This is a genomic window from Cupriavidus sp. F041 (genome assembly GCF_057814235.1).
Map to the genome: position 1 here is coordinate 76,308 of NZ_JBVASY010000005.1, position 22,046 is coordinate 98,353.

Genomic DNA, 22,046 nt, shown 5'->3' on the forward strand with positions numbered 1-22,046 from the left:
TGATGCGTCGATCTCGGCGCCTGGCCGGTCTCGGGAGCGAATTGCATGCTGACTGCGCACGTCCCCGACCTGGCTGCGGCGTTGGAGCGCCATGTGAAGGTTCTTGCCGGAGACATCGGCGAACGCAACGTGTTCCGGCCGGACGCGCTGCACGCGGCAGCCGACTATATCGTGCAGCAATGGACCAGGCGCGCCTGTGCGGTGACGCGTCAGGACTATCAGGTGCGAGGCGTCCCCTGCGCCAATATCGAGGTTGCGCTCGTAGGCTGCGTTCCGGCTGACGAAATCATTGTACTGGGCGCGCACTACGACACCGTGCGGAACAGCCCCGGGGCCGATGACAACGCCAGCGGCGTCGCCGCGCTGCTCGAGATCGTGGGCATGCTTCAGGCCCTCTCGCCCCAGTACACCGTGCGCTGCGTCGCGTTCGTGAACGAGGAAGCGCCGTTTTTCTTCCGCGGGGACATGGGCAGCCTGAGGTACGCGAGAGCCGCGCGGGTGCGCGGGGATTGCATTCGCCTGATGCTTTCGCTCGAGATGCTGGGCTACTACCAGGACGAACCTGGCACCCAAAGGTATCCGCCTCTGCTACGTTACTTCTATCCAGCGCGCGGCAACTTTATCGCCTTCGTTTCCAATCTTCGCTCGGCGCGCCGACTGCGATGGGTCGTCGACGCGTTCCAGGCCTCGTCCAATTTTCCGCTCGAAGCAGCCGCGCTGCCGTGGTGGGTGCCCGGAGTCGCGTTGAGCGATCACTCTTCCTTCTGGCGCTACGGCTATCCGGCCGTCATGGTGACGGACACCGCCTACCTGCGCAATCCGCACTACCACACCGCGCACGATGTCCCCGCGACGCTCGACTATGGTCGCATGGCCGCGGTGACGCGCGGGTTGGCCGCGAGCGTCGCGTCGCTGGGGCCGAGGGGCGCGAGTCCTGGCAAGGCGTAGGCCGCAAAAAAAAGGGTCAACTGCGGCCGTGTGCGGCCGCGACAGCTATAGTTGCTGCGGACCAAGCACAAAGTCAGGCCACTGTGAAGCCTCTCTGAAAAGCCAGAACCGAAGTGCCGGAAAACGGGGAAGTCTATCGCATGCGCGGCTTCCATGTAGCTGATCGCACGCAGGCTTTCCTGTCGAGCTCCGGCCCAATCCGGCAGCACTTCGCTCTCAAGCGACATTTGCTGCGCGCCTCGCTCTATCGCAAACAGCTCGCTGCACCCTTTGCGGCATGGCATCGCCTGACTGAACTCGCCCAAAATCCGTCTACCACCTTCTGAGCATCCCAAGCCCATGCATGCGCCCGGCGTTCGCGAAGAAACGGTTCTGCCCTATAAAGGGAACGGCAGCGCCGCGATGACCGACACGTCATTGGTGCGAGCCCGTGGCGTTACCGGACGCCACGGTGTGAGCCCGCTTCTGAGCCTGGTCCGGGAATCGTCGGCGACAGTGGTGAGCGGCGTGAGCCGCATCCCGTTTGAGAGATCGAGTCGAATTCGACGCTTCCCATGGCGCTGCCGTTCATCAACGAGGATGGAGCAAGCCATGGCAATGCGCAAGCGAGACGACGAGGTGTTCCCGAACGCGGCGGGGATCGATATCGGGGCGTCGAGCCACTGGGTGGCCGTGCCGCGGCATCTGGCCGAGCAAGCCGGCTGCGAGCCGGTTCGCGAAGTCGGGGCGATGACGGACGACCTCAACGCCCTGGCCGACTGGCTGCTGGGCTGCGGGGTGGACACGGTGGCACTGGAGTCGACCGGGGTGTACTGGATCCCCGTGTACGAGGTGCTGGAGCAACGCGGGCTTAAGGTCTGGCTGGTCGATGCACGGCAGATGAAGTACGTGCCCGGGCGCAAGAGCGACGTGCAGGACTGCCTATAAGGATCTCCCCCGTTTTTGCAAGCTGGGTTTAGTGATTCATGTGTTTGATTCCTGTATCGGTCAGTGAGGATTACAACGACAACGGTGGCGGCGAGACAGACTGCATGCCTATAAACGGCCTTGCTGGGCGCCTTCACAACCGCGCCCGGGCCCGGATAGTAACCGCGCAGCAGGACTCCATCCAGTGGACGGCGAATACATGTCGTGTAGCGCCTTACAGTCCTTCGAGTTCGCCCGCTGCCGGTCTGACCTGTCGCTATCCTTGTCGATTGCGTCCTCGTACGAAGTCAATTTGTGGTGATGTCGTTTACGGTTTCACGCGCCCACCGCCCCACCAGTGCGAGCGGGCGCGTGAAACCGATCGAACCGTTCCCCCTTGGCAAGCACCGCCCACAAGATACGCGCGTGCTTGTTGGCTACGGCGACCAGGGTCTTGTAGTAGCCCACGCGAGCCTGGAGCTCGACGATCCAGTGCGAGAGCCGGTCATGACGCCGGTGGGCAGTGAGGATGGCCGATCGCGCGCCCTGAAACAGCAGAGTTCGCAGATAGTCGTTGCCTTGTTTGGTGATGCGCCCGAGCCGCTGCTTGCCGCCGCTGCTCTTCTGCCTGGGCACGATGCCCAGCCAGGCGGCCATCTGCCGGCCGTTTTTGAACTGGCGGGCATCCACCACCGTCGCGACCGCGGCCGATGCCGTCAGCCGGCCCACGCCACACACGTCCATGCAACGCTGCGCCTGCGGGTCGTGGCTGGCGTGCTCGGCGATCTGCCTGTCAAACCACGCGATTTCGTCATCCAGCGCCTGCCATTGTGCCCAGCCGCGCATCAAGGCTTGGCGCGCCGGCCCTGCCAGCTCATTGTTGCCGTCCTCAACCTGGTCGACGAAATGCTTGCGCAACTGGCCGATCCGTTGCTGCAGGAACACGCCGAACTCGGCCAGCAACCCGCGCAATCGATTGACCAGCGCGGTACGCTCTTCGACAAATCCTGTGCGCATGCGGTGCAGCACTAGCACGCTCTGCTGTGCGGGTGACTTGACCGGCACAAAGCGCATGTGGGGGCGGCTCGCCGCTTCGCAGGTCGCTTCGGCATCGAGTGAGTCGTTCTTTACGTGAACGCCGCCTTTGCGGTAGGGTGCGACAAACTGCGGTGGAATCAGGCGCACGTCGTGTCCGAGCGCGCGCAGCTTGCGTGCCCAGTAGTGCGCCGCGCTGCAGGCCTCCATCGCGACCAGGCACGGTTCCAGATTGACAAACCAGTTCACGAATCGCTCGCGCGCAATCGCCTTACGTACCACGACACGCCCGGCGCTGTCGACCGCATGAATCTGCATGACGTTCTTCGCCAGATCCACGCCGACACGAGTAATCTTGTCCATGACTTCCCCCTTTCCATGGAAGGTTGTGTAGCACCCCCATGATGTCACCAGACGGTGCCGATCCGGTGATCAGGGAGGTCCTTACCAATTCAGTGGCTGCAGAAGCTGATGAGCCTGGGGCTGCTGCGGGCGGCCTGGCGTCCCGGCGACGAGGTGTGCGTGGTGCGCGCCGTGGTGCGTCAGCGCGAGGTGCTGCTCACCGAGCAGGCCAACTGGGTGCAGCGCATGCAGAAGGCGCTGGTGCAGATGAACCTGCAACTCAGTGAGGTGCTCAGCGACGTGATGGGCATGACCGGGCAGGCCATCGTGCGGGCGATTGTGGCGGGCGAGCGTGACGCCAAAACGCTGGCGCGGCATCGCCATGGGCGCGTCAAAGCCAGCGAACACGACATCGAGCGTGCGCTGAGCGGCAACTGGCGCGAGGAGCACCTGTTCGTGCTCGGGCAGGCCTTGGCGATGGTCGACAGTCTGGCGCAGCGGGTGCTCGAGTGCGAGGCGAAGATCGAGGCGTTGTTGGCGCCGCTGGGCCGTCACGAGGTCGAACTCGGCGGGCCGGGCAAGCGGCGCGGCAAGAACACCCCGGAGATTGATGCACGTACCGCCTTGGCGCGCTGGGCTGGGGTCGACCTGACGCGCATCAACGGCCTGGCGGTCACCACAGTGATGACGATTCTCTCGGAGATCGGTCCGGATCTGGGACGCTTTGCCAACGTCAAGCACTTCTGCTCGTGGCTGGGGCTGTCTCCCGGCACCAAAGTCAGCGGCGGTAAGGTGCTCAGCGCGCGCACCCGGCGCTCCACCAACCGGGTGCGCCAGGCGCTGAAGCTGGCGGCGATGAGCCTGTCGCGCAACGACTCCGCGCTCGGCGCGTTCTACCGGCGGCTGTGCGCGCGCATGGACAAGCCGCGCGCCAATACCGCCGTCGCCCATAAGCTCGCGCGGATGGTGTACTTCATGCTGACCCGCGGCGAAGCCTTCGTCGACCAGGGCCAGCAGCACTACGAAGAACAGCAGCGCCAGCGCGCCGTCGCCGCGCTCCGGCGCCGCGCGACTGCCCTCGGTTTCCAGATCACCCAAGCCGTTCAGCCGGCTTGAAAAACCGTGCTGCCCCATTTGTTTCTCATGAGCATTCCAATCCCCCCGCGGCGGGCTCGGCGTTGGCAGAGAAACAGAGATGAGCTATACCGGTGAACGGCAGCGCCGCGATGACCGACAGACCAATGGTGCGCGCTCGCGGCATGCACGCCGTGGAGTGAGCCCGCGCAGGAGCATGGTCCGGGATTCGTCGGCGACAGTGGTGAGCGGCGCGAGCCGCATCCCGTTCATGAGATCGAGTCAATTTCGACGTTTCCCAGGGCGCTGCCGTTCACTGACGATTCTGGAGCAGGCGATGGCGATGCGCAAGCGAGACGACGACGAGGTGTTTCCGAACGCGGCGGGGATCGATATCGGGGCGTCGAGCCACTGGGTAGCGGTGCCTCGGAAGGCCGATGACGAGCCGGTGCGCGAATTCGGCACGATGACCGATGACCTGCACACGTTGGCGGATTGGCTGCTGGCATGCGGGGTGGACACGGTGGCCCTGGAGTCGACCGGGGTCTACTGGATCCCGGTGTACGAGGTGCTGGAGCGGCGCGGCCTGACGGTGTGGCTGGTCGATGCGCGGCAGATGAAATACGTGCCGGGACGCAAGAGCGACGTGCAAGACTGCCAGTGGCTGCAAAAGCTGATGAGCCTGGGGCTGCTGCGGGCGGCCTGGCGCCTCGGCGATGAGGTCTGTGTGGTGCGCGCGGTGGTGCGTCAGCGCGAAGTGCTGCTCACCGAGCAGGCCAACTGGGTGCAGCGCATGCAGAAGGCGCTGGTGCAGATGAACCTGCAGCTCAGCGAAGTGCTCAGCGACGTGATGGGCATGACCGGGCAGGCCATCGTGCGGGCGATTGTGACGGGCGAGCGTGACCCCAAAGTGCTGGCGCGGCATCGCCATGGGCGCGTCAAGGCCAGCGAGCGCGATATCGAGCGGGCGCTGACGGGTAACTGGCGCGAGGAGCACCTGTTCGTGCTGCAACAGGCCTTGGCCATGTATGACAGCCTGAGCCAGCGCGTGACCGAGTGCGACGCCAAGCTCGAGTCGCTGCTGGCCCCGCTGGGGCACCATGACGTCAAGCTGGCCGGGCCTGCCAAGCGTGCCGGCAAGAACACGCCCAGCTTCGATTTGCGCACCGCGCTGGCGAAATGGGCCGGCGCGGACCTGACCCGCATCAACGGGTTGGCCGTCACCTCGGTGCTGACGGTGCTATCGGAGATAGGGCCTGACTTGAGCCGCTTGCCAACGTCAAGCACTTCTGTTCCTGGCTGGGGCTGTGCCCCGGCACCAAGATCAGCGGCGGCAAGGTCTTGTCCGCGCGTACCCGGCGTTCCACCAATCGGGTGCGCCAGGCACTCAAGCTAGCCGCCATGAGTCTGTCGCGCAACGGCTCGGCGCTCGGCGCGTTCTATCGGCGCCTGTGTGCCCGCATGGACAAGCCGCGCGCCAATACCGCCGTCGCCCACAAGCTGGCGCGCATGGTCTACTTCATGCTGACCCGCGGCGAAGCCTTCGTCGATCGGGGCCAGCAGCACTATGAAGAGCAGCAGCGCCAGCGCAGCATCGCCGCCCTCAGGCGCCGCGCCGCCACGCTGGGCTTCCAAATCACCCCAACCCCAACCCCAACGCCAACGCCAACGCCCTAAAAACCCGCCGTTCCCATTTGTTTCTCATGAGCCCTCATCAGCTTTTGCTGCCGTCCCATCCATTTGCGTTAATTTGACAAAGCCGGCCCGGCTGATGGAAGCTGACCTTCAGCATGGTAGGAAGCGGCACCGACAAAAACGTAGCTTTATCATAGGCCCTTCGAGAAACGCGAAGCTACTGGCACACCGCCAAGGCGGCTTCCAACCTGACCTCATACGCGATGCGCTGCTGCAGCTCCACCGGGGTCGCCCATGCCATAGGACTGAGGCGCCCGCCAAAAAGGCCCGTACGGACGGGGAGAGAAAAGTGCCAGCCGACTCGGGGCCCTTCTCGGACGACTGCGACAGGCCGCGCTCGGCCATCATTTCAACGAGGTCTCGAAGGCTGAGCTTGTAACGCTGGTACCAACGCACGCACGGGACGATGACTTTGCGGTCGAAGTGCCGCCCGTTGAACAACCAGTCGATGTCTCAGGCTCGCGCTTGTCAAAAACCCGAGCGTAACCCACCGGCCCCTCCCATTTGCACCAGAGCCCGCGCGAGCGCGTCCTGCTCGGCGAGAAGAGCGAGCGGTGCCGTGGCATGAAACTTCTGGCACTGATTGCGCCGCATGCGCAACTAAAGCGGACGTAGGTCCCAGCACGCCGGTGCCAGAGTGACGGTGTGGAGTCAAGGAGACTCCACTTAGGAATCTACTCGTTTCTGAGATCCATTCCAAAGCCACCAGCTAGCTCACAGTCAATGACGCCAGCTGCATAGGCAAAGAGCCAGGCTTCTGCTTCCTCAGCCGTTTTGGGCGGCTGAAGCCAGTCCGGCGTAAATCGAACGCTCACACTCAGATCCGGGCCCGAAATCTGCACCCGGCCATAGTGTTCACCAGCATTGGTGGCGTCGGGCATGACAAGCCTGACCTTGAACCCTTTGTAAGACCGCTCTCCTTCGTGCATGTGAATCTCCAAGTATCTGAGAGAAGCCTAGCACCTGCGCCGCGTGTCAAGTTGCCCAGAGTCAACGCGCATCAAAGCAAGCTTGCAGACGCAGCAGCTCGACGAATCGCAGGTGCCGGATCGCCAGCGTGCTCCCTCGCAGCCACTGCGTCAATCTAAAGGACGGCTGGTCCGGGGCAATGCGGAAAGCTCCCCAGGCTCCGGGCTCAAGGTGAGCACGATCAGGAACGCTATAACGCCCTCGGCCAGCAGGAAGATAAAGGGCGGTGTGAACGACTGCTGGAAGTGGGCAATCAGCAATCCCATCGCGGCTGGTACGATAGCTCCGGCGAGTCGGCCGCCGAAGTTCATGATGCCTGTTGCGCTGCCGACCATCTACGTCCGGCATCCGCTTGAGCGGAATTGAAAAGGCGGTCGCATAGACCAGGTTATGCGAGAGCAAGCTGAGCGACCAATAGGCGACCAGCAACCCCAGCGAAGTGGTGGTGATCATCAGGGCGAGGAAGCTCGCGCTTAGCAGTGCGCCCTGTAGCCAGGAAGAGGCGCTCGCGTCGTTGTCCGGCCTTGTCCAGCAGCTAGCCGACATAGTTAAGCCTGTAGAAGGCCAGCAGATAGGGCACGACCGATGCGATTCCGATATGCAGCAGATCGATACGGTGGACTTGCAACAGATAGGACGGCATCCACGACTGCAAGCCGAGCGCGACCACGTTTGTAAAGAACTGGAAAGCCTGCCATCTGTATCCACCCCGATATGTCGTTTGCGGCCGACTACCTTCTTTCCCGCGTCATAGCGAATGGGCCACTGGCCTGGCGACGCCGGTGCATCTTTACGGCCCTCCGCGCATTGGCAAGATGATGGATGACTTCATCGACATGAACGCGATCGACATCGAGGTGCGCATCAGAGAGGAAGGCCGCCCGCCGCTGCAGCCGCTTATCAACGTGCACGAATTCGAGGGCCCGCGCCTGGTGATGGAAGACGACAAGGTTCGCGTCACAGCGACTCTGGTCAACCACTACACGATCAAGCCCGCCTTCGCCTATCGCTTCGACACCAAGAACCGTTCAGTTGTGTTCTCGGGCGACACCACGTACGACGAGAACCTGATGAAGCTCGCGAAAGGCGCCGATGTACTGGTGCACGAAGTGATGTACTTACCGGCGCTTGAAAAGCTGATGAGGACCATCGACAACGCCCCGACGCTGCTCGACCACCTGGTCAAGAGCCACACCACCACCGCGCCAGTCGGCAAGGTGGCTGCGGCAGCCGGGGTCAAGACGCTGGTGCTAAGTCACTTCGTGCCCGGCGGCGATCACCGACGAGTTGTGGTCGGCCGAGGCGCGCCAGCACTTTGGCGGCGAGATCATCCTCGGTAAAGACCTCATGGTGATCTGAGGGACGTCGCGATGGCTCAGTCGCAGCAAGGGCAGCGAAGCGAACGAAGCTGTGCTGGGCCTCGCGCTCATCGAACTCAAAGGTCAAGGCGCCGGAAATACCCGGTTAGTTCGAGGTAGCCGCGCCCGACCGGCTTGCCCCCCCGCAGTGCGGTCACCGCACCCTCCCAATAGACGGCGCCGGTGCTCGCACGGCTGTCGAGCTCCTGGTCATCCATCAGCGGCGCAAGTTCGAGCGTGAGATTGCCTGCATTTAGCCGCAAAGCCACTGGATAGTCAGTGCCGGTACGAGGCGAGCGCCAGAGTCGCAGCGCCATGAAATTCACATTTTCGGGAGCAAGTAGCCGCACGCGACCATCGGAGCCGCGCAGCGTGCCGCCCCCCCAAAATTTGCGCCCTGCCTTGTCCCGGATCTGGAAAGCCATCAATGCGCTGCCGTCATCAAGGTTGACGCCGATCCAGTCCCAGCCGACGGCCACGTCAGCCAGCAACGTCGACGACCATTCGTGATCCAGCCAAGCGGTTCCCTGCACTATCTCCTGTTGGCCGCGCCGCTTCAATGTGCCGCTCACCTTAAGTTGCGGCTGGCTGTAGTAATAGCTTGCCTGAGTCGCCAGTGGGCCTTTGCGGCTGTAACCCCGCTCACCATGGAGCAACAACGGCTGCGTCGGCTGTATTGTAAGTTCAAGCGTGAAATCCCGTGTGGGAAGTCTGGCACGATAGCTCCCTGACGCTTCTCGACGCAGTGTCCAGCTGTCGATGTATACATCGGTGTCGACGGTACTCGCAACCGCCAAACCAAAGCCGCTGCGCGCGGCGCGCTGGTCGTGCTGTAGCTTCCCCGCTCCTGGATCGCTCAGGGCCACATTGGCGAACAGGAGTTGCTGCGGCGCGAAGCGGCTTGGGTTAGCTTGATCGATCTGCGGTCGCGATCGGAAGAACGTTACCTGGAAGCCGAGCGGCGCTCCCGTCTGGGTCTGGAGCCAGCCGGTGGCATACCACCATTCGGTACGATAGTCGGGGTGCGCGCCGTGGTCGCGCGGGAAGATTAGGGTTCGGCCTGCGCCAACCGGCGGATAAGTCGGCGTAGCGCCCAAGACCGCTGCCGCCACGGCGGAGCACGGCAACCACAGCAGGAATGAGCGCTTGTTCACCAATCCTCCTGCACCGCGCGCACGGCACTCTCCGACATCGCCTGTCGCCCGCTCGCCAGCGCGGCGAGGGAGGCTGCCGCCACCACCGCAGTTGCCACCTGCGTCAGGAATGCCCAAGGCATATGCAAGGTCATGGTCCAGTGGAACGACTGCGGGTTGACAACGTGAACCAGGATCATCGCGATGACCCATCCCACCGCAAGACCGGCTGCCACGCCAAGCAGCGCGAGCAATGTGCCCTCAAGCGCCAGCATCGCGCCGATCTGCCAACGCATGACGCCCAGGTGCCGCAGCATGCCGAATTCGCGCGAGCGCGCCAACGCCTGCGCGCTGAAGCTCGCGCCGATGCCGACTAGGCCGATCACAACGGCTATGCCCTCCAGCAGGTAGGTCACCGCGAAGCTGCGGTCGAAGATTCTCAGCGTGACGGTGCGAATCTCGCGGGGCTCAGCGAATGCGATGTGTTCACCGCCGGCGACGCGCTGGCGCAGCCGCTCTGTGGCTGGCGCCAGACCAGTGCCCGGCGCTAGCCACAAGGCGACGTCGGTGACGCGCCAATCGTCCGTGAGCCGTCGATAATCGTCCTGGCTGATCACGACCGTTCCATATTGCCGTGCGTAATCGCGCCACACTCCGCCGACCAGGAAGGTGACGGGGCGGCCCTGCAGCGGCAGCGTGATATGTTGGCCCGGGCGGAAGCCGTACAGGTCGACCATCGCCTCACTGACCCATACCGCCGGCGGATCACCCGGCTGCGGCGCGACCGGCGCAGCCGTCAGCGGCAGCCGCGCGCCAGGATTGCGCGCATCGATTGGCTTGGCGATGACCGTAACCGCGGGACTCCGGGGGGCGAGCAGAATCTGGCTTGCGCGCAGAAACTCGGCACGCGCAACGCCGCGGGTGGTGGCAATGGCCTCTTGGTCGTCGAGCGAGAAATACGCGCTGTCGCCGCTTGAGGAAGCGCGCATATAGAGGTCCGCCGGCAGAATGTTGTGCAGCCAATCGTCGACAGAGAAGCGGAAGCTGGACACCATGATCGCCATCGCGGCCATCAGGCTGAAGCTGGCGACGATGCCGGCCAGGGCGATGGACGCGCGGCCCGGTGCGCCGGCGAGTTGTGTCAGGGCAAGCTGCGGCACAGCCTGTCGCGATGAGGGCAGCAAGCCGAACACAAGATGCGCCAGCCGTGGCATCAGCAGAATGACGCCCACCAACAGCAGCGCGATCGCCGCATAAGCGAAGAGCGGCAGATCTGCCACTGGCCGGAGCTGCGTCAACGTGAGCCCGGCCGCGATCGCCGCAAGCCCGGCCCACGGCGAGCGTAGCCGCTTGAGCGGTGTCTCCTCGTCGCCCGCCTTGAGAGCCTGCGCCGGGCGCGTGCGGGCTGCTTCCCATGCCGGTGCGAGACTGCCAAGCACAGCCGCCGATAGGCCGAGCGCGAAGAAGGTCAGCGCCGCCAGCGCTTCGAAGCGGATCTTCGGCTGCACACCTTCAAAGTAGCCACCGCCCAGATCCCCGCCCGCGTACCTGAGCATTGCGGCGGCGAGCGCGAAGCCTAGCGCCAGGCCGAGCATCGCGCCGAGCGCGCCTTGAGCTGCGCCTTCAGCCAAAAGTAGCCGCAGCAGACCACTACGCGTCACACCCAATGCGCGCAGCAGTGCAAGTTGCGAGCGCCGCCGCAATACCGAAACAGCCTGCATCGTGAATACCAGGAAGGCACCGGTGAACAAAGCCACCAGTGCCAGCACATTCAGGTTCACCCGATAGGCGCGCGACAGGCTGGAGCTTCGGCGCACGTTGTCCTGCGGCGTATCCGCCGCCACACCAGGCGACAGAAGCGGAGCCAGCACTTGTGCGAAGATGCCGGCGTCCACTCCCGGCCTGAGCTTGACGTCAATCCGCTGCAGCAGACCAAGCCGATCTAGGCGCCACTGCGCCGCGCCGATATCCATCACGCCGAGGCGCAATCCCTCGCCCGCCGCCGGCAGAGTGCCGGCGATACGCAGCGCAAGCATGGTGAGCCCGACTTGCACGGTGAGCCGATCCCCTGGCTTGAGATCGAGCCAATTTAGCGCTGCCGGCGAAAGAAACACGACATCGGGATCGAGAAGATCGAGGTTGCCCGCACGCTCTTCGACAGCCCCCCCAATCAGATTGGGCGTCACCGGGGCCGCCCGAAACACATCGATGCCGAGCAGTTTCAGTGCGCCGGTGCGCTCCGGCACCCACGCATCGACCTCCACCACTGGGCTGGCCGCCGCCACCTCTGGCAGGCGCGCGATGCGCGGATACAGCGATTCGTCGAATCCCATGCGCGGCCCGCGGATCTCCAGATCAGCATTCCCCATCAACGAGCGCACTGCCTGGGAGAACTCCGCGAGCGCGGCGTGGTTGACAAGATGCACGCCATAGCCCATTGCCACACCGATCGCCACGGCCAGGATGCCGACCATGGCCCGCCACGGATGGGCGCGCAATTCGCCCAGGAGTAGCGCGAGGCCGAGTGAGTGGGGAGTTCGCATGGCTTAGCTGGGCGCGCTCATGGGCGGCAGCGGCCCCGGCGGCGCCAATCCGCTTGGCGTCAACTGCAAGACGCGATCCGCCGCTGCCGCAGCCACTGCCGAGTGCGTGACGATAATCGCGGCCGCGCCGTTTGCGTTGACCAACTCGCGCAGCAGCCTTAGCACGCGCGCAGCCGTCTCGTGATCAAGGTTGCCGGTCGGCTCATCTGCCAGCAGCAGCATTGGCCGGTGTACCAGGGCTCGCGCAATCGCCACCCGCTGCAGCTCGCCGCCGGAAAGCTCGCGCGGCAGACTGTCCTCGCGCCCGTCAAGTCCCACCGCAGCGAGCATCTCGGCAACGCGCGCCGACGCCTCTTCGCGCTCAAGGCCGTTCAACAGCAGCGGCAGCGCCACGTTCTGCCCCGCACTTAGATTCGGCAGCACGTGGAAGGCCTGGAACACGAACCCTAGCTTCCGCCGCCTCAGCAAGGTTGCGGCATCGTCGTCCAGCGTAGCCAGATCCTGCCCGTCGAACAGGATGCGACCACTGTCGGGCCGATCCAGGCCTGCGATCAGGTGGAGCAGAGTTGACTTGCCCGCGCCTGATTCGCCCATGATAGCGACATACTCGCCGGCATCTAGCGCAAGACTGACTCCGTGCAGCACCTTGCGCGGGCGGGCGCCATCGTAGCTTTTGGAGATGTCTGTGAGCGTCAGCACAACATTGTCAACCTCGCGACGCACGCATCCACCGCAAGCCAACGACACCAGTTCGAGCACTGCCCGGCATACCGGTTCGACCAGCGCGGCGTGGGCGTGGGTGCTGGTTCTGCGTGGTAAGTCCAGTTTATACGTGCAGGTCGAAGGGAGAAACCCTATGCGTCGACTATTTGCCTGTTTCGTACGCGCGCCGTGGGCAGTTTTTTTCTCGTCGAGAAACCCGAGTGGACGTTCCCGCGAAACCGCGCACACTGCCACGTACCCGCGCCCCCCCTGTCAGTCCCTCACATCAGGAATTACGGGGCGGGTTCGCGGAGGAGCCTCGAGAGCGGCCAGGGCAGTTAAGCTGGTTCACACGTGCAGGCTGCCGTCGGTGGATTAGACTTAACTAGCACGCGAGATAGGCAAGCCAGATGGCACGGCAAATTCAGCCGCTGCTATCTACCCAATGCGCCTAGCCCATCCATGAGCTGCTGCTTTAGCCTCGTCCGGCGTGGGATACGTGGTGCCTACAGCGCCGGCCTCCAGGACAACGGCACCGTCCTCCCAAATATCGCAGGATGCCTCCGGTCGATGCCTTCGCCGGCAGCCGGCCGGTCGCATAGTGCGATCACCGTTGGTCCCGGCCTTGAGTATCAGACCCTGGGTCCGCAGGATTTCATAGGCGTATTCGAGAAGCGCCAGCAACGGCAGCAACGAGACGATCCCATCGCCTTCGGCGGCAAGGGGCACGAAGATATATTTCTGCGCATCGCGCAGTCCAGATACCTGAGCACACGCTCGCCGAAGAGCGAGCGCTGTACGCGAACGCTCACGCAGCATTCGTGATCACAGCGCGTTTGGAACCTGTTGCCGGAGGGTCTACATCCCGATGCGAATTGGAATTCGCCGGCGCCCGAACTGGCGGTCGAACTGTTGGAACCGCCCCGCAATCGTCGCGAAGCAGTCGGGACAGGTGCCTCCGTGAGCCAGCCGATAACTTTCGATGTCATGCCAGTCGCGCACGATGAGCGGCGTGCGACAGGCTGGGCAGTAGGTAGTGGCACCGTCGGCGTCATGGACGTTACCGGTGTAGACGTATTGCAGTCCTTCCGCAAGCGCGATCGCGCGCGCGCGGGCAAGCGTGGAGGACGGCGTCGGCGGCACATCGGTCATCTTGTAGTCGGGATGGAACGCCGTGAAGTGCAGCGGTACGTCGCTGCCAAGTTCCTTCGCGATCCACTGCGCCTCGGCGCGAATTTCGTCATTGCTGTCGTTCCTGCCGGGAATGAGCAGCGTCGTGATTTCGAGCCAGACATCGGTCTCATGCTTCAGATACTTGAGCGTCTCCAATACCGGCTGCAAGCGAGCCCCGGTGAGCATGAAATAAAATTCGTCGGTGAAGGCCTTCAAGTCGACGTTCGCCGCATCCATCTTGACGTAGAAGTCGCGCCGGGCTTCCGCGCCCATGTAGCCGGCGGTCACCGCCACCGTCATAATGCCCCCGCTCGTGGCAGGCGTCGGCCACGTCCATGGCGTATTCGGCGAAGATCACCGGGTCGTTGTAGGTGAAGGCCACGCTTTTGCAGCCATAGGCCGCTGCCGCCTCGCCGATCGCTTCGGGCTTGGCTGCGTCGGCGAGCGTCTCCATCTCGCGCGATTTGCTGATGTCCCAGTTTTGACAGAACTTGCACGCCAGGTTGCAGCCCGCCGTGCCGAAGGACAGGACACTGGTGCCAGGGTAGAAGTGGTTGAGCGGTTTCTTCTCGATCGGATCGATGCAGAAACCCGATGACCGGCCATAGGCGGTAAGGATCATCTGATCACCGACCCGCTGGCGCACGAAGCAGGCGCCGCGCTGGTCCACGTGCAGGCGACAGTTGCGCGGACACAGGTCACACTGGATACGTCCATCATCCAGGAAATGCCAGTAACGGCCGGGGTAAAGAGCTTCCTTCATGGCAGTGGCAGCGCTGACGGCTGGTCCAAGAAAACTGGGGGCCGTGTCGGGTGGATCGCTAGCGTGTATCCAAAGTGACAAGCTAGCATTTCGTAATTATCTATCGAACTGATCCAGTCTGCACCCGCCCCATTGACTGGCTTGACGTACGTCGCCGCGGAACAGGATACGCGATTCAGGCCAGGCTCGGCTCAAGCGACTTCTACCGCACCAAGGTGACCGGCATGCGCGTCGTCCAGAACGGCAAGCCGATCACCTTCTACCCGTGTGCTGGCTTCAGCTACAACGCAAATGCGGCGGCGCTCGAACAGTTCACGTTGATCCTGGCGCGCAAGGTGGAATTTGCCGACCCTGAGCTGGGGGCTCGCGCCATGGACGCCGCGCTGCGCCTGATGTTGCCCCAGATCGCTGGCGAGCTCCGCACCTGGGGCGGCAGAGGCGATCGCCGCCGGCCGCGCCAACAACACCTAGCGCGTGGTTGGTGCCTTGAAGCCAGAAGTGCTGGGGCACCTCAAGGGGCTGGGCGTGCGCCCCGAAACCGCCGCGCTGGCCCTGCGCGACGCCGAGCTGCTGCACCTGGCGCGCGATACCAAGGCGGCCCGCGGCTGGGCGCTTTCGATTGCTCGACCTGCCTCGGCGGCTGGCCCGCGCCCCAGGCGGTGCTGTGGGACCTAGAGGACCCGGCCCTTGTTTATGTGTTTGCGGACACGGCCGGCCCGAAGGCCAAGGTGGTGGTGGTGCGCGTCGACTTCGCTCAGCAGACGCGGGAAGAGACGCGCTGCCAGAAGCTGGTGCGCAATGCGGTATGAACGGTTGGGGTGGCGGAAACGGGGGACCTGGCCAACCAGAAGCGCTACCAGGTGCTGATGGGGCAAGTGATCTAGGAAGGGCCGCCGTGGAGGGGCGCCATCCCGGAACTCAGGCCCTAGCCCTATCCGGTGTCCCTCATGTAGCGGCCGTGGAAACGGGAGGCGAAACCACGGCCACAGCGTACAGCCCGGCGACTTTCTGTCGTCACGGCGACAGCCCCCACTATAGACGAAACTAGGAGGGCCAACAAATGGCCAACTTGATCCAGCTTGACATCGACGACACCCCCATCACTGCGCTGCTGCAGCGGTTGGCTGCAAATGTGACCGATGTGCAACCTGCCTGCAGGAGATCGCCCACGTTGATTGCAACATAGTCCGCTTACAATGTCCGCGGCACGACGCCCAAGGGATTGCGACAAGGACTCCCCCGGTGGCGCTCGACTGGCGTGGATGTTTGATTGTGCAGTTGCGGGAGCCCGGAAATGACAACAGTTCGTGCTGGAAGCAAGGGTGAGGCACTGCGCCTTCTGGAAGCTGCGGGAGTGGCTGTGCTCGAACTAGACTATGAGTCCGGTTGGCAAGATGCGATTGAACTCGGCAGACTCGGGGAAAAGGCTGGCGTGCGGGTGCAATACCGCGGCCACGAAAGTATTGCTGTCAACTCACTGGCGGCGCTGGTTGCTGGGCTGATGCGACCGAAAACAACGTTCCGGCAGCGCAACTTGTACTGCCAGTTTGAGCTCGACGCGCTGGACGCAGGTGAGTTGGCGCGCTTCGAGGCAAAGGCGGCGACGCTGGGAGACTACATCCTGGCTGGACATTTGCTGCGAGAAGTGGATGCGATTTTGGCGGAGTAGCGCTGCGTAAGACTCAGCTGTCGGGTTGGCAATCGACCAGAGTTACGAGTGTACCTATGCTCTATTAGCCAGCCGACGCGTGGAGACGAGCGCCATCGAGGAAGTCCTCCCATACCGAGGCGTGCGCGCAGCCCATTGGCTCAGGCTCGCCAGCGACTACTGGACACGTCGAGTACCGGATGTTGTGCTCAAAGAGCGTACGGGCGGGCTCGGGAATATCGCAAAGACGGTCATATGAGAGGGATTCAGAGACTCGGATTGGGACGTTGGCGTAGAAGATAACGCAGTCGCCTTCCGGCCCGTGCAGATCTTAGCCCTCATCTGAGGTGCCACCCGATTTGAGCCCAACCCCGCGCTCTCGGCAATGACGGAGGTGTGGCGAGTCGACACAGGTAGGGCCCTTCGGTTCCTGGCTATAATCGCGTCACATTCACCTAAAGGAAGTTCCATGGCCATTTCCCTGTACGCCACCTCTGTTCCGCTCTTCAAGCAAATGCTTAACAGCGTGAGCGCGATTCTGACCAAGACGGCAGAGCATGCTGTTACGAAGAACATCGATCCCAACGCAATACTGCAAGCCCGCCTGTTTCCTGACATGTTGCCCTTGATCCGCCAGGTGCAGATTGCCGCCGATTTCGCCAGGGGCGTATCTGCACGCCTTGCCAGTGTGGAAGTTCCCAAGTACGAGGACAACGAACAGACTTTTGCGGACCTGCAAGCGCTTATCAGCAAAACCCTGTCTTTCATTGAAGGCTTCACGCCGGCACAAATCGATGGCAACGAGGAGCGTCAAATCATCACGCGCCCGGGCACGCCAAAGGAGAAGAAATTCACTGGCCAGTCGTACCTGCTGAGCTACGGGCTTCCGCAATTCTACTTCCATGTCACCACCACGTACGCGATCCTGCGCCATAACGGCGTGGAAGTTGGCAAGCGTGACTATATGGGTACGTACTAAGACTCCCTTCCTTTCGGGAAGAGCGGCGGCTCGCTGTAAGCTTGCGTGGTTGTCGCTTCTTCAAGGCGCTGCGCAAACACATCAAGCATCGCGTGCTCATCGTCTGGGACGACGCAGCACAGCACAAGAGCCGCATCGTGCGAGACTACCAGGACAGCACTCGCGGGGCGGTGTGCCGATGGCCGTCCTCCCCGCCTACAACCCCGACCTCAATCCTAGATGTTGAGCTCAACACCATGCGGCCACCTCTACCGGATTGACCTGAAACCCGAGGGCCGCGGCACGGCGTTTGAGGGCGGCAATACTGCGCTGGCGCTGCTGCTCTCTTCATAGTGCTGCTGACCCTGGTCGACGAAGGCTTCGCCGCGGGTCAGCATGAAGTACACCATCCGCGCAAGTTTATGGGCGACAGCGGTATTGGCACGCGGTTTGTCCCCTTGCGGAGGATTTTTTGGTTAGCGGATCGCGGCCGGTGCCTCAAGATGGCCTTGTGGCGACCGGCCGCGATCCGCTAACCAAAAAGCCCTGTGCACTGCGCTGCAGTGTATAAGACCGTCTCTTGGCATAACCCCATCCGGACACGGTTATCGGATGTGGAGCTGGCGCGGTCGTTCTGCGCCTACCTGTGCGCGGCGCCGGCGTAAGCCTGACTCCTACGGGACTTGGCGCAGTAAGGCCGGCAGGGCTGATCGTGTTGCGGCGCCCGGCGGCTTCATTGGACCTTCGATCTGGAACCAGACATCGAACATGTCCTCGGAGGTGCTAACCAACGCGCACGCGATGCTGGACGAAGCCCTCGGCGAGTTGTCGCATGGCCTCACCGAATGGGCAGATGTGTCCTTGCTCAACGTCTGGATCGGCGCAACCATCTGCGACCAGGAGGAAGCCGACCGCGACATCCCGAAGCTGCTGGCCGTGCCGGCGCGCGTGCGCCTCCTGAGCATGGAGCCGCTGCTGGGGCCGGTGGACCTGCGGCTGCCCGCCCGCGCCGTCGGCTTCCCGCAGCACATCAACCGGCACGGCCACGCGAGTGGCATTCCCCAGGGTATCGACTGCGTGATCGTCGGCGGCGAGAGCGGCGCCAGCGCGCGGCCGATGCATCCGGACTGGGCGCGAAGCCTGCGTGACCAATGCATCGCCGCTGGCGTGCCCTTCCTGTTCAAGCAATGGAGCGAGTGGGTGCCGCGAGGGCCGGAGGCCTGGGGCTATCTGATTGATGAGCGGCCACGTGTCGCGCGGGTGCGGATCAATACCGCTGGCGAGAACGATGCGTTCCTCACTTCGGTCAACGGGCACACGCCCACGTGGATGCAGATGTCCGGCAAGAAGGCCGCCGGCCGCCTGCTCGACGGCGTGCAGCACGACGGATACCCAAGGAGCGCAGCATGACCGGCCCGAAGACCCCCTGGAACCCGTCGCGCCGCGCCCTAGCCCTAACTTTGAGTTCAGGCCAGCGTAAGGTGTTGATTTCACGCGGTTATGCGAGTGCGTAGCGAGGGCTGACTGGGTACAGGTGCTACGGCAGGGCTGCCGGGCTGATGCCCAGGAGGCGGAAGGCGCGGTCCTGAAGGGGCGTTGGCCGCGTGGTCATGATGATCTTGGCGTCCGGATTCAGCGGCGTGTGGCAGATGTTGTAGGTGAGCGTGGCCAGATCACCGAGCAACGTGCGCAAGCTGTGGACCGGCAGATCATCCTCGGTGCGCTTGGTGGCGTCCTTGGCTTTCGCCTGTTCCGAACGCCGTGCCTTGGCCACGGGCGAGGCACGGGAAGCGCGCGCTAGCTCGATGTATTCATCGTCAAAGAGCATCGGTTTTAATTTTTCGCGCATGTGCCATTCGACGTAGTAGGCCAGCATGCACAGAAAGACATGAGCACGCACGCGCTCGGCATTCCAATGGAATACGGGGCGCACGTGCAAGTCCATGGTCTTGAGCGAACGAAACGCTCGCTCGACCGCCGCCAAGCCCTTGTAGGCCGACACGGCCGCCTCGGCTGACAGTTGCGCTGCCGGCAAACTCGTGCGCACCACATACAGGCCATCGAGTGCCGCCTCTTGCTCGATCTGTAGCGTCTTGCGCGCCCAGGCAAAGCTGGTGTCGGTGATGGTCAGTTCGAAGTGCTTGGCCATCTTGAAGCGCTCGATGACCCGGCCCACGCGCAGGGCAATCGCCTCCGTGCCCTTGAGCCGGTTGCGCGCGCGCGTGGTGGCCTCGGCAATCTTGTTGAGCTCCTGTTCGGTGGCCTGCAACAGCGCCTCGCGTTTCCTGGCCCGTTCGTCGGCCAGCAGCGGATTGCGGCACACCACCAGTCGCTCGCCAGGAAACGTTTCGCTGGTGAGTTCGATGAGGTTGCGTTCATCGAACAGCGAGGGCTGAAAGGGGCCTTGTTCGCGGGCGAGTTCAGCTACCTGCGGGGCGCGCAGGCTACTCACCCAGTCCAGTCCTGCCGGGCGCAACAGCGTGTCGATACGGGCTTGCGTCAGCATCCCCCGGTCCCCTACCCAGGCGAGCTTCTCGATGCCGAAACGGTCTTTGAGCTTCTCCACCTGAGACGCCACCGTGCTCGGATCGGCAGTGTTGCCGGCGAAGACTTCGACCGCCACCGGACACCCTTGCGGCGTACAGACCAGACCGAACACGATCTGCGGCTCGTGACGCTTGCCATCGCGGCTGTAGCCGTAGGCCGCCAGGTCGCAGCAGCGCCCGGTCAGCCAGGTGGAAGTGAGGTCATAGAGCACCAGGGTGCCACCAGCCAGATGCTGCTTCGCCAGGCGCTTCTCGATGGCTTCCTGGGCCTCTCCCAGCCAGTCCAGCGCGGCGTACAACTCCTCGGGCTCCACATCGCCGATGCCGAGCATGCGCGACAGCGAATGGGCCGCGGTCTCTTGCTGCAGCATGCGGTGCGTGGCCAGCTTGGAGGCGGGCGAAATCAGGCGTGCCACCAGCAGCGCCATGACCAGGGATGGCACGCGGCCCGGCGCCGCCGCGAACCAGTGTTGCGCGCCACAGGCGCGGGCCGTACCGAGCGCGGCGGCCACATGGCCGTGCGGCAGACTGCGCTCGATCACCAGGGCCTCATCGGCCGAGGCCACGGCCGCCCCGCCGCGCAGCAAGACCTTCAAGCCCTCGATCACCTCGGGCGGCAGTGCGGACAAATTCGCCAGGGTGCGTTTCTTGACCTTGTTGCCTTCGCGATAGGACTCGCGCAGCAGGATCGCCGGCGGGGAATTGCGGTTGGGGACGTGTTCGATATACATGAACACCATTATTGGACATATTCAGCAAAAAACAAGGCTAATATAATGTATTTACATGGGTACATATGCACCCCAAAAAATAGCCGAAACCCAACGGTGGCGCGGGTTCCGGCGAGTTCAGGGACCAAAGTTAGGCCTAGCGCGCGTCAAGAACCCGCTGCCGGTGCCGACGCACTGCCATTTCTGCGCGGCGGCAGTGGTGATCGCCAACAACTCGGAGATCTATGGCCGCGAGTACGGCGAATGGCCGTGGGCCTACCTCTGCATGGGAAAGAACTGCCACGCCTACGTGGGCATGCACCCGTTCACGAACATCCCGCTGGGCACCCTGGCGGATGCACCGACGCGGCAAGCAAGGACGCGCGCGAAGGCGGTGTTCAACCCGATCTGACAGAGCCGGCGCATGACGCGCTCGGAGGCCTACAGCTGGCTGGCCGGGCAGCTCGGCATCGCCAACGTCGAGGAATGCCACATTGGATGGTTTGACGTGCAGACCTGCCAGCGCGTGGTGGTCGTGTGCCAGCAACTCGCCAAGGAAGCGAAGCGGATGGGGGTGACAGCATGACCCACGCAGCCTCATTTAACCAACAGCGGCCAGCAGACACCCAAGAGAGGCGTCTCAAATTAGGGCCTCCCAAAGGCACCTGCTTGAAGCTCCGTTTCGAATGCCACAGTCCAGGCCGTTCCAGGCCCGACATCGTATAAGCTCAACTTTCCATTGATCAATCTCAGAACCCTAACTTCTCTATGTATTGCCGCGGGGCCGACAGGATAAGCATCCTCATCAGTAATTTCGAAATCCAGGGGGATAAACCCAAATCGAGCGCGTGCCGCCTTCACGTCCTCTTGCTCGTCTGCGGGGAATTCATGAAAGAGGGGAACGGTCATGACTGTCTCCAAGCGTTTCGAGGAATCCTAGCATGACCAAAGAACGCCCCATCCTTTTCAGCCACCTATTGGTGCGCGCCATCCTCGACGGCCGGAAGACCCAGACGAGGCGAGCAGTGAAGCCGCAACCGACAGAGCATCCTGGCATGGGTTGCCGGCGCCTGACGTTCCTCGATCGCAGGGGCGGGCCAATCCTCGACGAGTCGGTTGATCCGTTGCCGCCAGTTCCATTGGCACCTGCGTTGTGCCCCTACGGCGAGCCCGGCGACCGACTGTATGTGCGGGAGACGTGGGCGCAGCCGCAGCGCTCGATCCGGGGCCGACCGTCTACCGCGCGGATTACCCTGCGTGCGTGCCGGCCGGCTACGAGAATGTGCCGCCGGCCGAGGCCATCACCTGGAAGCCCAGCATCCACATGCCGCGCGCGCTGTCGCGGATCCACCTGGAGGTGACGGGCGTGCGCGTCGAGCCGCTGCACGATTGCAGCGAAGCAGACGCTGCGGCCGAGGGCTTGCTGCCACACGGCGAGGGTTACGCACTGGGCTGGCAGCCATGGCTCGACGCGACGATCCACTCCACCGCTGTATCCGCTTACCAGACCCTGTGGGAAAGGTTTTGATAATCATATAGCCGG

At 63.4% G+C, this 22,046-nt stretch carries 17 protein-coding genes and 8 pseudogenes; 13 read left to right on the forward strand and 12 right to left on the reverse strand.

Translation table 11 applies throughout. From position 1 onward, the window contains the following. The first annotated feature begins 45 nt into the window (after window positions 1–45). From ACZY0R_RS43135 to ACZY0R_RS43145, 3 genes and pseudogenes are all read left to right on the forward strand, one after another. Window positions 46–948, forward strand: coding sequence for a M28 family peptidase (locus tag ACZY0R_RS43135; protein WP_488867942.1), 903 nt, complete (start codon window positions 46–48; stop codon window positions 946–948). Between the two features lie 137 nt (window positions 949–1,085). After that, a pseudogene (locus tag ACZY0R_RS43140) lies at window positions 1,086–1,274 on the forward strand (IS6 family transposase); the annotation flags it as partial. A gap of 265 nt (window positions 1,275–1,539) precedes the next feature. Continuing rightward, window positions 1,540–1,869 (forward strand): annotated as a pseudogene (locus ACZY0R_RS43145) (IS110 family transposase); the annotation flags it as partial. 321 nt (window positions 1,870–2,190) lie between these two features. Here ACZY0R_RS43145 and ACZY0R_RS43150 read toward each other — a convergent pair. Then, window positions 2,191–3,252, reverse strand: coding sequence for an IS110 family RNA-guided transposase (locus tag ACZY0R_RS43150; protein ID WP_488867944.1), 1,062 nt, complete (start codon window positions 3,250–3,252; stop codon window positions 2,191–2,193). Window positions 3,253–3,342: 90 nt separating this feature from the next. Between ACZY0R_RS43150 and ACZY0R_RS43155 the strand changes: the two are divergent. Together ACZY0R_RS43155 and ACZY0R_RS43160 are read left to right on the forward strand one after the other, a co-directional pair. Then, window positions 3,343–4,347: pseudogene (locus tag ACZY0R_RS43155) on the forward strand (IS110 family RNA-guided transposase); the annotation flags it as partial. 295 nt (window positions 4,348–4,642) lie between these two features. Then, window positions 4,643–5,982 (forward strand): annotated as a pseudogene (locus ACZY0R_RS43160) (IS110 family RNA-guided transposase). A gap of 342 nt (window positions 5,983–6,324) precedes the next feature. On the opposite strand, the pseudogene ACZY0R_RS43165 reads toward ACZY0R_RS43160, so the two are convergent. From ACZY0R_RS43165 to ACZY0R_RS43175, 3 genes and pseudogenes are all read right to left on the reverse strand, one after another. Continuing rightward, window positions 6,325–6,450: pseudogene (locus ACZY0R_RS43165) on the reverse strand (IS6 family transposase); the annotation flags it as partial. A gap of 224 nt (window positions 6,451–6,674) precedes the next feature. After that, complete coding sequence (locus ACZY0R_RS43170; protein WP_488867946.1) at window positions 6,675–6,929, reverse strand: hypothetical protein; 255 nt, start codon at window positions 6,927–6,929, stop codon at window positions 6,675–6,677. A gap of 150 nt (window positions 6,930–7,079) precedes the next feature. Further along, on the reverse strand, window positions 7,080–7,304 hold the full coding sequence (locus tag ACZY0R_RS43175) for a hypothetical protein (protein WP_488867948.1): 225 nt from the start codon (window positions 7,302–7,304) through the stop codon (window positions 7,080–7,082). Between the two features lie 480 nt (window positions 7,305–7,784). Between ACZY0R_RS43175 and ACZY0R_RS43180 the strand changes: the two genes are divergently transcribed. Further along, window positions 7,785–8,309: an MBL fold metallo-hydrolase gene (locus ACZY0R_RS43180; RefSeq protein ID WP_488867950.1), complete on the forward strand. Its 525-nt coding sequence runs from the start codon at window positions 7,785–7,787 to the stop codon at window positions 8,307–8,309. 95 nt (window positions 8,310–8,404) lie between these two features. Here ACZY0R_RS43180 and ACZY0R_RS43185 read toward each other — a convergent pair whose 3' ends face one another. From ACZY0R_RS43185 to amrS (ACZY0R_RS43205), 5 genes and pseudogenes are all read right to left on the reverse strand, one after another. Further along, window positions 8,405–9,481 carry a lipocalin-like domain-containing protein gene (locus ACZY0R_RS43185; RefSeq protein ID WP_488867952.1) on the reverse strand — a complete coding sequence of 359 codons (1,077 nt, stop codon included), beginning with the start codon at window positions 9,479–9,481 and terminating at the stop codon, window positions 8,405–8,407. Beyond that, window positions 9,478–12,003 (reverse strand): FtsX-like permease family protein, encoded by a 2,526-nt coding sequence (locus ACZY0R_RS43190; RefSeq protein WP_488867954.1) that lies wholly within the window; start codon window positions 12,001–12,003, stop codon window positions 9,478–9,480. The genes ACZY0R_RS43185 and ACZY0R_RS43190 overlap by 4 nt, the downstream gene beginning before the upstream one ends. Before the next feature lie 3 nt (window positions 12,004–12,006). After that, window positions 12,007–12,702 carry an ABC transporter ATP-binding protein gene (locus ACZY0R_RS43195; RefSeq protein WP_488868045.1) on the reverse strand — a complete coding sequence of 232 codons (696 nt, stop codon included), beginning with the start codon at window positions 12,700–12,702 and terminating at the stop codon, window positions 12,007–12,009. Between the two features lie 861 nt (window positions 12,703–13,563). Further along, the gene (amrS, locus tag ACZY0R_RS43200) at window positions 13,564–14,178 is read right to left on the reverse strand and encodes an AmmeMemoRadiSam system radical SAM enzyme (RefSeq protein WP_488867956.1); all 615 of its coding nucleotides are present in this window, start codon (window positions 14,176–14,178) and stop codon (window positions 13,564–13,566) included. Between the two features lie 46 nt (window positions 14,179–14,224). Beyond that, a pseudogene (amrS, locus tag ACZY0R_RS43205) lies at window positions 14,225–14,641 on the reverse strand (AmmeMemoRadiSam system radical SAM enzyme); the annotation flags it as partial. 224 nt (window positions 14,642–14,865) lie between these two features. Here amrS (ACZY0R_RS43205) and ACZY0R_RS43210 point away from each other — a divergent pair. The 4 genes from ACZY0R_RS43210 to ACZY0R_RS43225 all read left to right on the forward strand — a co-directional run bounded on the left by ACZY0R_RS43210 (window position 14,866) and on the right by ACZY0R_RS43225 (window position 17,268). Next, window positions 14,866–15,450 (forward strand): hypothetical protein, encoded by a 585-nt coding sequence (locus ACZY0R_RS43210; RefSeq protein WP_488867958.1) that lies wholly within the window; start codon window positions 14,866–14,868, stop codon window positions 15,448–15,450. A gap of 251 nt (window positions 15,451–15,701) precedes the next feature. After that, window positions 15,702–15,827 carry a hypothetical protein gene (locus ACZY0R_RS43215; protein ID WP_488867960.1) on the forward strand — a complete coding sequence of 42 codons (126 nt, stop codon included), beginning with the start codon at window positions 15,702–15,704 and terminating at the stop codon, window positions 15,825–15,827. Between the two features lie 108 nt (window positions 15,828–15,935). Next, the gene (locus ACZY0R_RS43220) at window positions 15,936–16,310 is read left to right on the forward strand and encodes a PHA-granule associated protein 4 (RefSeq protein WP_488867962.1); all 375 of its coding nucleotides are present in this window, start codon (window positions 15,936–15,938) and stop codon (window positions 16,308–16,310) included. 448 nt (window positions 16,311–16,758) lie between these two features. Next, a complete protein-coding gene (locus tag ACZY0R_RS43225) occupies window positions 16,759–17,268 on the forward strand; it encodes a DUF1993 domain-containing protein (RefSeq protein ID WP_488867964.1) in 510 nt (169 codons plus the stop codon). 228 nt (window positions 17,269–17,496) lie between these two features. On the opposite strand, the pseudogene ACZY0R_RS43230 reads toward ACZY0R_RS43225, so the two are convergent. Then, a pseudogene (locus ACZY0R_RS43230) lies at window positions 17,497–17,702 on the reverse strand (IS110 family transposase); the annotation flags it as partial. Between the two features lie 346 nt (window positions 17,703–18,048). Here ACZY0R_RS43230 and ACZY0R_RS43235 point away from each other — a divergent pair. Further along, window positions 18,049–18,657, forward strand: coding sequence for a DUF5131 family protein (locus ACZY0R_RS43235; protein WP_488868047.1), 609 nt, complete (start codon window positions 18,049–18,051; stop codon window positions 18,655–18,657). A 127-nt stretch (window positions 18,658–18,784) separates the two neighbouring features. Here ACZY0R_RS43235 and ACZY0R_RS43240 read toward each other — a convergent pair whose 3' ends face one another. Then, window positions 18,785–20,524 (reverse strand): IS1634 family transposase, encoded by a 1,740-nt coding sequence (locus ACZY0R_RS43240; RefSeq protein WP_488857056.1) that lies wholly within the window; start codon window positions 20,522–20,524, stop codon window positions 18,785–18,787. 163 nt (window positions 20,525–20,687) lie between these two features. Between ACZY0R_RS43240 and ACZY0R_RS43245 the strand changes: the two are divergent. Then, a pseudogene (locus ACZY0R_RS43245) lies at window positions 20,688–21,089 on the forward strand (zinc-finger-containing protein). Between the two features lie 59 nt (window positions 21,090–21,148). Here the strand turns inward: ACZY0R_RS43245 and ACZY0R_RS43250 are convergent. Then, window positions 21,149–21,412, reverse strand: coding sequence for a hypothetical protein (locus tag ACZY0R_RS43250; RefSeq protein ID WP_488867966.1), 264 nt, complete (start codon window positions 21,410–21,412; stop codon window positions 21,149–21,151). A gap of 289 nt (window positions 21,413–21,701) precedes the next feature. Between ACZY0R_RS43250 and ACZY0R_RS43255 the strand changes: the two genes are divergently transcribed. Then, window positions 21,702–22,031 carry a hypothetical protein gene (locus tag ACZY0R_RS43255; RefSeq protein WP_488867968.1) on the forward strand — a complete coding sequence of 110 codons (330 nt, stop codon included), beginning with the start codon at window positions 21,702–21,704 and terminating at the stop codon, window positions 22,029–22,031. The last annotated feature ends 15 nt before the right edge of the window (window positions 22,032–22,046 follow it).